This is a genomic window from Novosphingobium cyanobacteriorum (assembly GCF_029436685.1).
In the GTDB taxonomy this organism is placed as follows: domain Bacteria; phylum Pseudomonadota; class Alphaproteobacteria; order Sphingomonadales; family Sphingomonadaceae; genus Novosphingobium; species Novosphingobium cyanobacteriorum.
On record NZ_JAROCY010000023.1, the window covers coordinates 42,972 to 56,184 of the forward strand.

General features: G+C 63.9%; 17 protein-coding genes and 1 tRNA gene. 15 read left to right on the forward strand and 3 right to left on the reverse strand.

All coding sequences use genetic code 11. The features are described 5' to 3' along the window. Positions 1–83: 83 nt before the first annotated feature. The 7 genes from POM99_RS18765 (at position 84) to POM99_RS18795 (ending at position 4,125) form a co-directional block, all read left to right on the forward strand. Complete coding sequence (locus POM99_RS18765; RefSeq protein ID WP_277280180.1) at positions 84–722, forward strand: hypothetical protein; 639 nt, start codon at positions 84–86, stop codon at positions 720–722. Between the two features lie 100 nt (positions 723–822). Next, the gene (locus tag POM99_RS18770) at positions 823–1,146 is read left to right on the forward strand and encodes a DUF1476 domain-containing protein (protein ID WP_277280182.1); all 324 of its coding nucleotides are present in this window, start codon (positions 823–825) and stop codon (positions 1,144–1,146) included. Beyond that, on the forward strand, positions 1,146–1,379 hold the full coding sequence (locus tag POM99_RS18775) for a BolA family protein (RefSeq protein WP_277280183.1): 234 nt from the start codon (positions 1,146–1,148) through the stop codon (positions 1,377–1,379). The genes POM99_RS18770 and POM99_RS18775 overlap by 1 nt, the downstream gene beginning before the upstream one ends. 45 nt (positions 1,380–1,424) lie before the next feature. Continuing rightward, entirely contained in the window at positions 1,425–1,748 is a 324-nt protein-coding gene (grxD, locus tag POM99_RS18780) for a Grx4 family monothiol glutaredoxin (RefSeq protein WP_277280185.1), read from the forward strand. Between the two features lie 368 nt (positions 1,749–2,116). After that, complete coding sequence (locus POM99_RS18785) at positions 2,117–2,911, forward strand: NUDIX hydrolase (protein WP_277280186.1); 795 nt, start codon at positions 2,117–2,119, stop codon at positions 2,909–2,911. A gap of 105 nt (positions 2,912–3,016) precedes the next feature. Continuing rightward, positions 3,017–3,307: a hypothetical protein gene (locus tag POM99_RS18790; protein ID WP_277280189.1), complete on the forward strand. Its 291-nt coding sequence runs from the start codon at positions 3,017–3,019 to the stop codon at positions 3,305–3,307. Between the two features lie 125 nt (positions 3,308–3,432). Next, positions 3,433–4,125: a sugar transferase gene (locus tag POM99_RS18795; protein WP_277280191.1), complete on the forward strand. Its 693-nt coding sequence runs from the start codon at positions 3,433–3,435 to the stop codon at positions 4,123–4,125. A gap of 195 nt (positions 4,126–4,320) precedes the next feature. Here POM99_RS18795 and POM99_RS18800 read toward each other — a convergent pair whose 3' ends face one another. Together POM99_RS18800 and POM99_RS18805 are read right to left on the reverse strand one after the other, a co-directional pair. Continuing rightward, positions 4,321–4,458 carry a hypothetical protein gene (locus tag POM99_RS18800; protein WP_277280192.1) on the reverse strand — a complete coding sequence of 46 codons (138 nt, stop codon included), beginning with the start codon at positions 4,456–4,458 and terminating at the stop codon, positions 4,321–4,323. An 88-nt stretch (positions 4,459–4,546) separates the two neighbouring features. After that, on the reverse strand, positions 4,547–5,713 hold the full coding sequence (locus POM99_RS18805) for a glycosyltransferase family 4 protein (protein WP_277280194.1): 1,167 nt from the start codon (positions 5,711–5,713) through the stop codon (positions 4,547–4,549). Between the two features lie 261 nt (positions 5,714–5,974). Here POM99_RS18805 and POM99_RS18810 point away from each other — a divergent pair, with 261 nt between their 5' ends. The 7 genes from POM99_RS18810 to POM99_RS18840 all read left to right on the forward strand — a co-directional run bounded on the left by POM99_RS18810 (position 5,975) and on the right by POM99_RS18840 (position 12,253). Then, positions 5,975–6,844 carry a glycosyltransferase family 2 protein gene (locus POM99_RS18810; RefSeq protein ID WP_277280196.1) on the forward strand — a complete coding sequence of 290 codons (870 nt, stop codon included), beginning with the start codon at positions 5,975–5,977 and terminating at the stop codon, positions 6,842–6,844. Between the two features lie 7 nt (positions 6,845–6,851). Further along, on the forward strand, positions 6,852–7,937 hold the full coding sequence (locus POM99_RS18815; RefSeq protein WP_277280197.1) for a glycosyltransferase family 4 protein: 1,086 nt from the start codon (positions 6,852–6,854) through the stop codon (positions 7,935–7,937). A 13-nt stretch (positions 7,938–7,950) separates the two neighbouring features. After that, positions 7,951–9,417, forward strand: a complete 1,467-nt coding sequence (locus tag POM99_RS18820; RefSeq protein ID WP_277280198.1) for an oligosaccharide flippase family protein — start codon at positions 7,951–7,953, stop codon at positions 9,415–9,417. 112 nt (positions 9,418–9,529) lie between these two features. Continuing rightward, a tRNA-Thr gene (locus POM99_RS18825) sits at positions 9,530–9,605 on the forward strand. Positions 9,606–9,770: 165 nt separating this feature from the next. Then, the gene (locus tag POM99_RS18830; protein ID WP_277280200.1) at positions 9,771–10,970 is read left to right on the forward strand and encodes a tyrosine-type recombinase/integrase; all 1,200 of its coding nucleotides are present in this window, start codon (positions 9,771–9,773) and stop codon (positions 10,968–10,970) included. A gap of 225 nt (positions 10,971–11,195) precedes the next feature. After that, complete coding sequence (locus POM99_RS18835) at positions 11,196–11,663, forward strand: mobile mystery protein A (RefSeq protein ID WP_277280201.1); 468 nt, start codon at positions 11,196–11,198, stop codon at positions 11,661–11,663. Beyond that, positions 11,660–12,253, forward strand: a complete 594-nt coding sequence (locus tag POM99_RS18840; protein WP_277280203.1) for a mobile mystery protein B — start codon at positions 11,660–11,662, stop codon at positions 12,251–12,253. The genes POM99_RS18835 and POM99_RS18840 overlap by 4 nt, the downstream gene beginning before the upstream one ends. 163 nt (positions 12,254–12,416) lie before the next feature. On the opposite strand, the gene POM99_RS18845 is transcribed toward POM99_RS18840, so the two are convergent. Further along, on the reverse strand, positions 12,417–12,644 hold the full coding sequence (locus POM99_RS18845; protein WP_277280204.1) for a hypothetical protein: 228 nt from the start codon (positions 12,642–12,644) through the stop codon (positions 12,417–12,419). 250 nt (positions 12,645–12,894) lie between these two features. Between POM99_RS18845 and POM99_RS18850 the strand changes: the two genes are divergently transcribed. Beyond that, positions 12,895–13,095: a hypothetical protein gene (locus POM99_RS18850; protein ID WP_277280206.1), complete on the forward strand. Its 201-nt coding sequence runs from the start codon at positions 12,895–12,897 to the stop codon at positions 13,093–13,095. The last annotated feature ends 118 nt before the right edge of the window (positions 13,096–13,213 follow it).

Here is a 13,213-nt window from a genome sequence, read left to right on the forward strand (position 1 = left end):
CCCCTCTCAGTCACGTTCAGTCTACGGAAAGCGGAACCCTGCGACGGTAAGGCATTCTGGCGCCTGTGGATGGGGAGCGCGCGATGAAGGCCCAATGGATCGGACGTTCGCTGGCGGTTGCCGCCTGCCTTGGCATGAGCGCCAGCCCGGCTTTGGCCGACGGTTGGCGTGGGCACCGGGGCGGCTGGGGCCATCACCGGCACGACCGCAGCATAGACGCGGGCGACGTGTTTGCCGGCCTGCTGATCCTGGGCGGGATTGCCGCGGTGGCCAGCGCCATTTCAAAGAAGAATCCCAACCGCACAAGGGGCGAGCAGGCCCCGCCGCCGCCGCCGCCTGCCGATGCCAGCCGCAACGCGCCGGACGGCTGGTACGAGGTGCCGGGCGCGCAGGGCGGCGATGACTATGGGGCCGGGCAGGGCGATGGAATGGACGACCGCCAGGATGCGCCGCCGACCGGGCCGGATGCTGCCGGGCCGAATGGCGGCAGCGACTGGGGCGCGGGCCGGCATTCGCCGCAGTTGGACAATGCGGTGGAGGCCTGCGCGGCCGAGGTTGGAAAGCGGGGGCCGGTGGACCAGATCTGGAGCGCGGGGCCGGTGGCAGGCGGTTTTGAAGTGCGCGGCGGGCTGACATCCGGGGCGCAGTTCACCTGCACGGTCGATTCGCAGGGGCGGGTGTCCAACCTTTCGACCAGCGGCGACGCCAGAACGTCTTTCTGAGCTTCGAAGGACGCCGAAGCGACGAATCTTGCGCCATGCCCTTGCAGCGGTTCGACTCGCTGACTATCCGCGAGGAAAGACCACGCAAGGGAACCACGCGATGACCATGTTCGACGACCGCGAGCGCGCCGAGGAAGCCAAGTTCGCCCACGACGAGGAAATGCTGTTCCGCATCCAGGCCCGCCGCAACAAGCTGCTGGGGCAGTGGGCCGCCGAGAAGATGGGCCTCGATGCCGCCGAGACCGAAGCCTATGCCAAGGCGGTGGTGCAGGCCGAGTTCGAGGAAGCGGGCGACGAGGACGTTGTGCGCAAGCTGCTGGGCGACCTGACCTCTGCCGGGGTGGAGATCGACGACGCCGCGATCCGCGCCGCGCTGGACGCCAAGAGCGTGGAAGCGCGCCGCCAGCTGATGGGCGAAGCCTGATGGGCATGGCCGCCGCCGAGATCGAGGCGATGATCAAGGAAGCCCTGCCGGACGCGGAGGTGACGATCACCGACCTGGCCGGCGATGGCGACCATTATGCCGCGCACGTGGTTTCGCCCGCATTCAAGGGCATGAGCCGGGTGGCGCAGCACAAGGCAGTCTATGCGGCGCTTGGCGGCCGGATGGGCGGCGTGCTGCACGCCTTGCAACTGACGACCGCCGTCCCCAACTGAAGCACGCTGCCGCCCCTGTGCGGCCGAAAGGAAGATCCCAATCCCATGTCGACCGATCAACGCATCAGTGAAATCGTCAACGGCAACGATGTCGTGCTGTTCATGAAGGGCACCCCGCTGTTTCCGCAGTGCGGCTTTTCGAGCAAGGCCGTGGCGATCCTCGACCATCTTGGCGTGGAATACGCCTCGGTCGACGTGCTGCAGGACCAAGAAATCCGCCAGGGTATCAAGAGCTTCAGCGACTGGCCGACGATCCCGCAGCTTTACGTGAAGGGCGAGTTCGTGGGCGGATCGGACATCATGATGGAGATGTTCCAGGCCGGTGAACTGCAGCAGTTGATGCAGGACGCGGAAGTCAAGACCGCCTGAGGTGAACCGCGTCGCCTGTGCGACCGCGAAATCAATATGTTGCAGGCGCGGCCTCGTTAACCACGGGGCCGCGTTTTCGCATCTGCGAAGTCCATTTCGGAGATAATGTGGAGGTTCCCGGGAGAGGCGGAGCCGAGGAGACTTTGGTCGGCTCCGCCTCGATGAAGAAGCTTCTTCGGGACGGCATGCACTATGCAGGTCGTGTGCCAATTTCGAAGAATGGCCAATTTTCGCGGTTCATCGATCCCGCTGCATTTCCGGGTTCGGCACACCTGTAAACGCTGCCGACATGCAGGTGGGCCATTCGCGGGCAAGGCTTGGCCAGCAGGATGCTTGCAGGTGATTGAGCCGCGCGCCATGGTTCTGCCATGAGCAGCCCAGACCATCTTTCCGATGATGAAGTTCGCGCCTTGACCCGCCCGGCGGCGACAGTGGTCGTGTTCCGCCGAGCGCCTGACGGTGGCCCCGCGCAGATCCTGTTGGTCGAACGGGCGGGATCCATGGCATTTGCCGGTGGTGCCACCGTGTTTCCCGGGGGCAAGGTGGATCAGGCCGATGTCGAGCTTGCCGAACGCCTGTCTCATGATCTGGAACCCGCAGATGCAGCGGCGCGCATCGCGGGAATCCGCGAAACACTTGAGGAAACCGGCCTTGTAGTCGGGGTTGCGGGTGCGGTCAGCGTGGCTGCCGCGAGGCAGGCGAGGAGCGACCTGATCGGCCATGGCCGGTTGGACCAGGTGCTCGACGACTATGGCTGGAGCGTTGATTTCAACGCCTTGGTGCCGTGGGCGCGGTGGTGGCCTCGCCATCGCGAGGTGCGTGTGTTCGACACGCGGTTCTATCTGGCCAACCTGGGCACCGGGGCTGTCGATCTGGTGGTGGATGCAACAGAGAACCGCCACCTGTTCTGGGCAACTGCCGCAGAGGCGCTGGCGCTGGCGGAGGAGCAGAGGATCAAGGTGATCTTTCCGACGCGCCGAAACCTCGAGCGACTGGCTCTCTGGCCTGACTTCGATTCGGCCAGGGACCATGCCCAAGCGACTCCGATTGTCACGATTTCACCGGTGGTGGCACACCGGGATGGCCAGGCGTGGCTGACGATCCCGTCGGAGGCCGGCTACCCGGTTACCGAGGAGCTCCTTTCCGGAGCGAAACGGCGCTAGACTGCTCGAGAATGAAGCCAATGTTGCAGTGCGGCAAATTGTTGATTAGATACGTGAATATACGTATCAGTAATAACACCTAATAGTTTCTGCAGGGGGGTTAAGATGCCCCCCGGTATCCTGCGGCTGGAGGTCATTCCCATGCCGCTCGCCAAATTCCGCTACATTCCCGCTCCAGAGCCGGAAAACCGTGCTGCACCGCGGCTTGCCGGGGATGAGGACACGTTTGTGGCCTCGCCCGTGCACGCCCTGCAATCAGGACTGGCCGTTCTTGAGCAAAGCCAGAGCGAGTTGCGCGCGGATCGATACCCGGGGTGGTTTCGCCTTGGATTTCCCCTTGTGAGCTCCGTGCTTCTTTGGGGAGGAATTCTGTGGAGCGTGGGCCTGATTGGTTAATTTGACGCGCGTTCCAGACCAATTCGAGAAAATCGCACCAAGGCGGGTCTATCCGGCGCTGACCTGAAGGCCTGCACAAAGCATGTTCCCTTCATGCCCGGGGGGGCTGGTGAAGGAGGACCGCAATGAGCAATGCACTGCCCATTACAGCGGCGCGCTGGAACAATGCGTCAGCCCTGCCGCCACGTACAGCGGATGCGCCAGTCTTTGGTGACCGCTCTATCCGTGCGCTTGATATTGCCATCTCGTTTACAGCGCTGCTGTTTGCGTTGCCGCTGCTCGTTCTGATTGCGATCATCGTCAGGATTTCAGACCCCGGCCCGGTGCTGTTCGCGCATCGCCGTGTGGGTGCAGGTGGGCGGACGTTCCATTGCCTGAAGTTCAGGACGATGGTTGTGGATGCCGACGTGCGTTTGAAGGCTTTGCTGGAAAGCGATCCTGCAGCGCGCGAAGAGTGGAACCGGACCCAGAAGCTGCGCAAGGACCCGCGCATCACCTGGGCAGGATCGTTCCTTCGCAAGTCCAGCCTCGACGAACTGCCGCAGCTGATCAACGTGCTGCGCGGCGAGATGAGCCTTGTCGGACCCCGTCCGATCGTGGAAAACGAAATCCCGCGCTATGGCCGCCACTTCGCGCTTTATTGCAGCGTGAAGCCGGGCGTCACCGGCCTGTGGCAGGTGCAGCGCGACGACACGACTTCATATCGCCGCCGCGTGGCCTTTGATGTGGCCTATGCCCGCAGTCGTTCCCTGTCGCTGAATGTACAAATCCTGGCGATGACCGTTCCCACCGTGCTGCTGGGGCGGGGCGCCTGCTGACCGACCTGGATCTGGATGAAATAGGCATGGCCGCACCGGCGGGTGCGGCCATGCCGTCGTTTGATCGATTGCGGTCCCGGCAACGGAGCTTGATATCAGGCGTGCGGAGCAAACGCTGACTGAGCGAGGCCACGGAGCCGGTGCTGACCGACCGCTATACTGTATGGCCCGGACTGTGGGCCGAGTTGCACGTGATCAGTGGAAGATGAGCCAGGCGACCGCGATCCAGAACACCTGGCTGAGCGCGAGGCCGACTATCAACCCCCTGGCGGCCGCGATGCCCGTTTCCGGATCATCGGTTTCAAACGGGAAATCGACGGAATCGTCGTGCATGTGTTGAAAGACCATCTCGGCAACCCTTCTCCGCTTGCCGCCGATCTGCCGCAAAATCCGGCACCCGGCTGGCTTTTACCCATCGTATTCAAAGCGAGAGAGTTGCTGCCCGTTCCCGGCCAAACCACGCATCCTCCCCCCCCTCCGGCCGGGCCTGAGGCGTCAGGTCTTCTTTTGCTCCTTCGAGCAAGGCCGAAAGGACGGCCTGAGCCTGACTACGCCAAGTCCAGCGCAGGGCTCTTTGATATCCCCGTTCGACCTGCTCTGCAATGCACGAAGGACTACCGATGACGGAGCGGACTGCGGCAACCATATCGTCCACGCTGGCGGGATCGACATAGGTTGCGGCGCGCCCGCAACGTTCAGTCATCGAAGGGATTGCCGACACGACAGCCGGGCACCCGAAGCTCATCGCTTCGAGCGGGGGCAGGGGGCTTGCTTCGTAGAACGAAGGGAAAAGAAGGCAGGCGGCATCGCGATAGATGCCGGCCAGCGTATCGAGATCATTCACCTGGCCGGCAAAGCGCACGAGGTGGCGGATGTCATCGGGAACGCTGGCCGCGATCGGAGCCAGGATGTCGCTGGCCGAACCGACCAGCACGGTGGCGATCCCGTCTTCCCGGGCGAGCAGGGTGGCGGTGGCGAGCACGCCATGGATGTTCTTGCGCGCACTGAGCGAGCCGACATAGAGCACATAGGGCTGGTGGCCATCAACCGGGCGCTCCCTGTCGCGCCGCGACACTGCGCCATCGCGCCAGCCACCGTTGCGGACCACCCGGATGCTTTCCAGCGCAGGGGGGTGGAGCCCGGTTAGCACGGCTTTTTCAGTTTCCGACACGGTGAGCAGCTTGCGCGCGCGGCGCAGCAGGAACGGCAGCATCATGCGGTGGCCGAGCCGATAGCGCAGGCGATAGGCACCGGGGAACTGCTGATACGACAGATCGTGGATCATCACCGTGACCGGCTGACCCGCGGCGAGCATGACCAAAGGTGCTGTATTGCCGAGACAAAGCAGATGACCGCCACGGACATGGCGGGGCAGGACCGCCTGTTCCCACAGGTGGCCCGTCGCCTTGCCCGAAGTCCGTTCAACTTCGGTGGCGCGAAGACCCAGATCGGAGACATCGGCACCGGCTTCACACACGATGCGCAGCCTTGCGTGCGCCGCCCATGGCAACTGGCGGTCTGCCACCAGCTGGTCCATCGCCCGCACCACTTCGCGCGCGACGCGCTGCACGCCGGTGACCGGCTGCATCAGGAATCGGCCATTTATAACAATCTCTTGGCCGACACCGGACATCGACAAACAGTCTCCGCAAGGCGCTGGTGAAAGTCGCCAGAAGGGGTGGTTCTGCACCAGCAGTGAAAATGTTCCTTAGGGTTTAACACCAGTGCGGTGCTTGTCGTGACCCAACGGGTCGGGATCGGAGGCAACCGGAGGCGACTGCACTGCACAATGACTTTAGACAACCCTCACTCTCCGGCGATTGGTGCCGGGCCTTGTTGATGGACTTGCATGCTGCGCATCCACGTCGTTATCGCCACTGTCGGGCGCCCCGATCTCGTGCGGCGCACTGTTGACCTTATCGCCAGCCAGACCCGCCAGCCCGATGGCGTGCTGCTGGTGGTCCCTTCCGAGGCCGATGCCGGCACGGCGGCGGAAAGCGTGGTGAGACCCGAAGTGGCGCTTTCTCCCAAGGGACTGTGCCGCCAGCGCAACCGGGCGCTGGACCTGCTGGCCAGGCGCACCGATGTGATCCTGTTCCTCGACGATGACTTCGTGATGGCACCGAACTACATCGCGGAGCTGGAGGACATCCTGGCCTCGGATCCTTCGATCGTGGGCCTGACCGGCGATCTGGTGGGGGACGGCGTGCGATCGGGTGGGTACACCATCGAGCAGGCGCTGGAACTGATCGGCAAGCATGCTGCCGGGCTCGACCCCCGCATGCGCGACCGCGAGGCGCTTTATGGCTGCAACATGGCGATCCGCCTGTCGGCTGCGGGATCTTTGCGATTTGACGAGGCGCTGCCGCTGTATGGCTGGCAGGAGGACATCGATTTCACCCACCAGCTTTCGCGGCGCGGGCGGATCCTGTCCACCGGCCGGCTGACCGGGGTGCATCTTGGGGTGAAGGGCGGGCGCACCTCGGGCGTGAAGCTGGGGTATTCGCAGGTGGCCAACATCGTCTACCTGCTGCGCAAGGGCACGATGCCGCGCAAGCTGGCGCGCCGCCTGCTTTGGCAAAACGTGACCGCGAACCTGCTGCGCACGCCGTTCCCCGAACCGCATATCGACCGTGCCGGACGGCTGGCCGGAAACCTGCGCGCCATGGCGGACATAGCGATCGGCCGGATGGATCCCCGCAAGATCGAGCGGATGTGACCGGCGGATGCGCCGCGTTGTCTTCAACGGCAAGTTTACTGCCGGCGCGCTGAACGGCGTGCACCGCGTATCGGCGCGGCTTATCCAGGAAGTGGACGCCTTGCTGGCGCAGGCGGCGGAGCCTGACGATCCATCATTCTCGGTGGTGGTGCCGCGCGGTGGCGGTGACAAGATCAGGCTGGGCGTCATATCCGTTTTCGAGGATGACCAGCCTGCCAGCCAGAAATGGGAGCAGTGGCGGCTGCCTGCACTGGCCAAGGGCGCGCTGCTCGTCAACCTGGCCAATCTCGCCCCCGTGCTGCACCGGCCCAAGGTGACGATGCTGCATGATGCGCAGTTCTGCCGGGCGGACAGTTCTTATCCCTGGCGGCAACGGCTGGGCTATCGCCTGCTGACGCCGCTGATGGCGCGCAGCAGCGCGCGGGTGCTGACCGTATCGGCGTTTTCCGGCGAAGAGCTTGCCACGCACGGGATCACCGGAAAAACCCCGGTGGAAGTGCTGGCCAACGGTGCGGACCACATTCTGGAACAGGACGCGGACCCGGAGGCGCTGTCGCGGCTGGGCCTTGCCCCCGGTGGCTATGCGCTGATGTTCGGAAGCGGCAAGGCCTACAAGAACAATCGCGTGGTTTTCGATGCCTTTGCCGGAGGGGCGCTCGCACCCTTGCGGCTGGTGGTGGTTGGGCCCTCGCGCGATGTGCTGATCGCCGCCGGACTGACGCCGCTCGATGACGCGGTGTTTGCCGGCAGCTGCGACGACCGCGTGTTGCGCGCGCTGTACGAAGGGGCCCACGCCCTGCTGTTTCCGTCGCTGACGGAGGGCTTTGGCCTGCCGCCGGTGGAAGCGATGGTGTGCGGCTGTCCCGCGATCGTCGCACCCTGCGGCGCCATGCCCGAAGTGTGCGGGGACGCCGCCCTCTACGCCGATGCCGGTGCGCCTGCGACGTGGGCACAGCAGATCAGGGCTCTGGCCGATCCAGGCTTGCGCGATCGTGTTGTCGCCGCCGGACGGGCACGGGGTGGGCGCTACACCTGGGCGCGAGCCGGTGAGCAATTGCTGGGTGTGCTGCGCGATTTGGCGCGGCGGGCCTGACGGGAGCATCAGCGTGCTGGCAAAACTGGTGGCCCTGACGCGCAAGGGCAGCTTTACGGCCGCGATCGCCATGCTGGCGCGCGTGAGCAACCAGGTTGCGGTGGTGGGCGTCACCCTGGTCGCCACGCGGGTGCTCGGGCCTGCCGACTTCGGCGTGTTTTCCATTGGCGCGGCGCTGCTCACCCTTGCGCGGACCATGCTCTACACCGGGCCGTTCGAGTTCCTGCTCAAAGCTCCGGAGGAGCGCGGGCTCGCGGTCTCACGGGCATGCCTGGTGGCCAATGGCGTGGTGGCGCTCGGCTGGCTGATCCTGCTCGTACTGACCGGACTGGCTGCACCCTTGATGTTCAGGGGCGCGGGTGTTGCCGCCGTGATCCTGGCGCTGGCGCCGTCCAACCTGATCGCCGGCGTGGCGGGGTGGATGGAGGCGTTGATGCTGCGCAGCGGGCAGGTGAGGCGCTACTACGTCTCCACCGTCGCCGTCGAATTCGGTTCTGGCATCGGCACGGCGATCCTGCTGCTGGAGGGTTGCGGGCTGTGGGCGTTGGTCGCCCAAGTCTACATGCGCATGCTGCTGTACGTGGCGATCTATGGGCTGGTGGTCAAAGTGCCGGCCTGGCAACGCCCGCCTGCTGCAGACGTGGGTGAAGTGCTGAGATGGTCCCGCAGCCGCTATGGCTCGGTGCTGGTGGGTTTCCTGGCGAACTATAGTGGCGACCTGCTGCTGGGCCTTACGTTTTCTCCAGCTGCTTCAGGACTTTACCGCGCAGGCAACCGGATGGTTACCGCGCTCGCCGACATGTTCGTCCAGCCCGCGAGCCTGCTTACCACGACCACGCTGGCTGCCGAGCGGGCGCGGGGCGTGCAGGACACCGGGGTCTGGCTGCGCCTGCTTTCGCTGTTTGCGGCAATGGCTTTTCCCGCGTTGGCCCTGTTGGCATTGGTGGCGGACCGGGTGACACCCATAGCGCTTGGGCCGGCCTGGGCGGCGGCGGGGCCGGTGGTGAGCGTATTCTGCATCGCGCGCATGGCGGGACTGGTCTCTGCCGTGTCGTCCTCCACGCTGGTCGTGCACGATCGGCAGGGGCGCGTGCTGGCGGTGCAGGGGGCTGCGGCAGTGGCTACGGGCGTGCTCACGCTGGTGGCGGCGCCATTCGGGGCAGTGGCGGCGGCGGCGGCGGCGGCGGCGGTGACCATCGTCGCCTCGATTGCCCTGTTCCGCTCGGCCGCAGGTGTGCAACCGCCCCAGTCCGGTCCGCTGGGCGATGCCGCGCGCATGGTGCTGTTGCCGCTGGTGGGAACCCTGTCCATAGGGTTCCTGGCCGACGTCCTGCTGCGGCGCGCCGGTGTGCAGGCGAAGCTTGATGTCGCGCTGGTGGTGGGCCTGGGCGTGGCGGGCTGGGCCGTGGCGGCATGGCTTGCCGCGCCGGCACTGCGTCGCGGGGTGGCCGTGCTGTCCGATCGCCCCGGTGGCCGCTGACGCCGATGGCGTGCGTTCCTGCAAATTGCTTCCCGCCGACGGAAAAGACAATTGCACAACGCGGCAAGCGCTTGTAAGGGGGCCGCCTTCCCGCCGCAAACGCAGCCGGAATGCCGCTTTAGCTCAGTCGGTAGAGCACATCATTCGTAATGATGGGGTCACGTGTTCGAGTCACGTAAGCGGCACCACCTCCACCTTCGCTATTGACCGCTGAAGGTTGCTAAAACCTCGGAAATCTGCGATAAATTGCCTTGGCTTGGCCGCCAAGGTTCGCTGAAATTCGCCTGCAGCCGCGACGATTTGGGGGCCTTTTGTGGGGGCCTTCGCCAACCCCAAATTCGAAAGGCCCCCAAATGGCTCTGACAGAGACTGCGATCCGCGCCCTCAAACCCAAAGCCAAGGCTTACAAGGTTGCCGACGAGAAGGGCCTTTATCTGCTCGTGACACCCTCGGGCGGACGGCTTTGGCGAATGAAATTCCGCAATGGCGCCGGGGTCGAGAAGAAGCTTGCCTTGGGGTCCTATCCTGAATTGAAGCTCCGTGACGCTCGCGATGCCCGCGATACGGCCAGGGGGAGCTTGGCCAAAGGCATCGATCCAGCTGATCAGAAACGCCGTGACAAGATTGCTGCCAAGATCAGCGCGCTGAACACCTTCAGCGCGGTCGCCAAAGCCTACATCGAGAAGAACCGCCGGGATGGGCTGGCGGCAGCGACGGTCCGCAAGCGCGAGTGGTTCCTGAGCTTGCTGCAAAAGAAGCTGGGCAACCGTCCGATTGTCGAGATCGAGCCGGTAGAGGTTCTGGAGGCTGTCCGGCCTTACGAAGCGTCCAAGAACGACGAGAAGGCTCACCGGACGCTCCAGTTCGCAGGACAGGTGTTCCGGTTCGCGGTCGCCAACCAGTTGGCCAAGGTCGATCCCACACGCGATCTGCGCGGCGCGCTCGCCAGTCGCAAACCAAAGCATTTCGCCGCGATCCTCGATTCGCGGCGCGTCGGCGAACTGCTGCGCGCGATCGATGGCTACGAAGGCTACCCGACAACCAAGTATGCGCTCCTGTTCTCGCCGCTGGTATTTGTCCGGCCAGGCGAACTGCGCCACGCGGAATGGCGGGAGATCGATCTCGACGAAGCGGTGTGGCGCATCCCTCCCGCAAAGATGAAGACCCGCCTCGAACACGCAGTTCCCTTGTCCAGGCAGGCTATCGCTGTGCTGAAGGAGGCCAAGGCTTTCACCGGCGGCGGGAAGTATGTTTTCCCGTCGATCAGGACGCCGAAATCACCGATGTCAGAGAACACGGTCAATGCAGCGCTGCGGAGGCTCGGCTACTCCGGCGATGAAATGACCGCCCACGGCTTTCGGGCCATGGCGAGCACCTTGCTCAACGAGTCGGGCAAGTGGTCGCCCGATGCCATCGAAAGGGCATTGGCGCACAAAGACAAGGATGCCGTTCGGGCAGCTTACCATCGTGGCGCGCATTGGGCCGAACGCGTCGAGATGGCGCAATGGTGGGCCGATTACCTTGATCAGCTTAAAGGCACTTCCCGCAATTAGCGATGTTTTTCGGAGCCATGCACTGGTTGAACCCTCTGAGCCTCGCGCCGCAATCTCGACTGGCTCGATCTGCTTCAAGCCCATCGCTTGCGCGAATGAGGGCGGAACCGTCAATCATCGATCACATAAGGATGATAAAAATGCCTCACTTAGATCACTTTTGATAGATCAAAATACATTGACACGATCACATAGAAATGATCATAGGAGCAGCGGAGGACTGCGATGATCAAGGATCAGCAAGCCGAACTGGCCCGAAAAAACCTCGATAGAAAGCTCGCCTTTCTGCGGGAGCAAAGCCTCCCGCGTCCGCACGGGGGCTGGATACGTGCAATCCGCGATTCGCTGGGCATGACATCGCGCCAGCTCGCCAAGCGCATGGGCGTGGTGCAGTCGCGCATCGTCGCGCTGGAAAAGGCCGAGGCGACCGATAGCACTACCCTCAAATCCCTGCGTGAGGCTGCCGAGGCGCTCAACTGCCAGCTTGTATACGCGCTCGTGCCCAAGGCACCGCTCGACGAGGTCGTGCGCGAACGGGCGGCAGCCAAAGCTCTCGATCAGTTCGGTCCCGTTGCACAGGGCATGATGCTGGAGAACCAGTCTCTAACCGCTGGACAGATGCATGAGGAACTTGAGCGCCTCACTGCCGAGATCCTGAATGAGCCGCTGCGCTACCTGTGGGAGGATGAATGACCGATCCTCTCTACGACGGTGAAGACGAGGCCAATACGCCGCTCGAAGCGGAAGAACGCGAACAGCTTATTCCGACCTACATCACCACCAGGGCTGAACTGAACGAAGCCGAGCAGGTCAACATCACCCGGGCCAGCCTCTGGCTCCGGCGCGCGCGCAATGTTGACGTGCTCGACGATGCATTCCTGCGTGATCTGCACAAACGGATGTTTGGCGAAGTCTGGAAGTGGGCAGGCCAGTATCGCAAGACCCCGCGCAATATCGGCATCGACGCCTACCGCATTCCCATGGCAGTGCGAGAGCTCGTCCATGATGCGCGGTACTGGGTAGACAACGACACCTACCCGCCGGACGAGATTGCGATCCGCTTCTCCCACCGGCTGGTGTCCATACACCCATTCCCCAACGGCAATGGTCGGCACTCCCGCCTGGTCGCTGACCTGCTCGCAATGGAGCTCGGCCAGCCCCGCTTCACTTGGGGCAGGGCCAATCTGGTTGATCCAGGTGAAACCAGAAGAGCTTATGTCGCGGCGCTGAGGGCAGCGGATGGTGGCGAGATCGAGCCGCTGCTTGCTTTCGCGAGGTCTTAGCCAGGCTCGCGAAATGACAGAGCCATTTCCAGTGGCCAATCAGAGCAAGCGCGCCAGCCTGGGCTGATCGCAAGATGCACGCACCTCGCGCAAAGAAAATCGGCAAAGGCCTGATGCGACGCGGCGCAATTCGCAGCGTCACATCCTCGATCCTGGCCGGGCGCTAAGCGCCCGGCTGCTCCTTGGCCTCGTCGTCGAGCGGCGTGCGCAGGACGATCCGGCCATTGATCGGCACGACCTCCAACTGAAGCGAAACCCCCTTGCGGTCGCGGTGGAACCACGCTGCTCCAACCTTGGTCCAGAAGGCCTTGTCGCCCCGGTTGGCGACGTGCCAGGCGATGAAGTCCGGGGCCTTTGTTTCGGCTGCCGGTGCGGGATTGTTGCGGGCCATGGATTTGTCCTTTCGTATCTGGTGGCTCGTTGCACCAAACCGACAGGCCGCACGGCCAAGGTCAGCCGTCATGCCCAACACGGGTGAGCGCCCGCGAACCGGCGCGGGCCGGGCATTGATGGCTGAACGCGTGCGGCCAGGTCCGGTGCACAAAACGGGCGCCCAGATCGAAGGAACTTTGTGCCCGCCGGAGAAACCACAGCACTCCAAGCCACTTGCGCCCCTGGGCGGCCTCGCTCACAACACTGACATGGGGGACGAAGGCAGCCTACGGAAACGCTGGAGCGAGGAGGAGACGGTTCTCGCGCTCTACCTCTATTTGCAACTGCCGTTCGGGAAGCTGCATTCGGGCAATCCAGAAATCCAGCAGCTAGCCGCAGCATTGGGCAGGTCAAGCAGCTCCGTCGCGATGAAGCTGTGCAACTTCGCCAGCCTCGATCCCAAGATGTAGACCGGCGTGCAAAATTGACCCCGTTTGAGGGGTAATCGGCGTCTAAAATTGACCCCACCCTTGGGCATGTTTGAGGCTGTCCGTTTGTGCATACGAACGGCGAGGGCGGGGATGTTGG

Bases quoted from the DNA above. Each gene is read 5' to 3' on its own strand.
- POM99_RS18810 (WP_277280196.1), top strand. From the start codon at position 5,975: ATGCTGCGCATCCACGTCGTTATCGCCACTGTCGGGCGCCCCGATCTC.
- POM99_RS18795 (WP_277280191.1), top strand. From the start codon at position 3,433: ATGAGCAATGCACTGCCCATTACAGCGGCGCGCTGGAACAATGCGTCA.
- POM99_RS18775 (WP_277280183.1), top strand. From the start codon at position 1,146: ATGGGCATGGCCGCCGCCGAGATCGAGGCGATGATCAAGGAAGCCCTG.
- POM99_RS18835 (WP_277280201.1), top strand. From the start codon at position 11,196: ATGATCAAGGATCAGCAAGCCGAACTGGCCCGAAAAAACCTCGATAGA.
- POM99_RS18815 (WP_277280197.1), top strand. From the start codon at position 6,852: ATGCGCCGCGTTGTCTTCAACGGCAAGTTTACTGCCGGCGCGCTGAAC.
- POM99_RS18830 (WP_277280200.1), top strand. From the start codon at position 9,771: ATGGCTCTGACAGAGACTGCGATCCGCGCCCTCAAACCCAAAGCCAAG.
- grxD (WP_277280185.1), top strand. From the start codon at position 1,425: ATGTCGACCGATCAACGCATCAGTGAAATCGTCAACGGCAACGATGTC.
- POM99_RS18790 (WP_277280189.1), top strand. From the start codon at position 3,017: ATGCCCCCCGGTATCCTGCGGCTGGAGGTCATTCCCATGCCGCTCGCC.
- POM99_RS18805 (WP_277280194.1), bottom strand. From the start codon at position 5,713: ATGCAGCCGGTCACCGGCGTGCAGCGCGTCGCGCGCGAAGTGGTGCGG.
- POM99_RS18850 (WP_277280206.1), top strand. From the start codon at position 12,895: ATGGGGGACGAAGGCAGCCTACGGAAACGCTGGAGCGAGGAGGAGACG.
- POM99_RS18800 (WP_277280192.1), bottom strand. From the start codon at position 4,458: ATGCACGACGATTCCGTCGATTTCCCGTTTGAAACCGATGATCCGGAA.
- POM99_RS18840 (WP_277280203.1), top strand. From the start codon at position 11,660: ATGACCGATCCTCTCTACGACGGTGAAGACGAGGCCAATACGCCGCTC.
- POM99_RS18770 (WP_277280182.1), top strand. From the start codon at position 823: ATGACCATGTTCGACGACCGCGAGCGCGCCGAGGAAGCCAAGTTCGCC.
- POM99_RS18785 (WP_277280186.1), top strand. From the start codon at position 2,117: ATGAGCAGCCCAGACCATCTTTCCGATGATGAAGTTCGCGCCTTGACC.
- POM99_RS18845 (WP_277280204.1), bottom strand. From the start codon at position 12,644: ATGGCCCGCAACAATCCCGCACCGGCAGCCGAAACAAAGGCCCCGGAC.
- POM99_RS18765 (WP_277280180.1), top strand. From the start codon at position 84: ATGAAGGCCCAATGGATCGGACGTTCGCTGGCGGTTGCCGCCTGCCTT.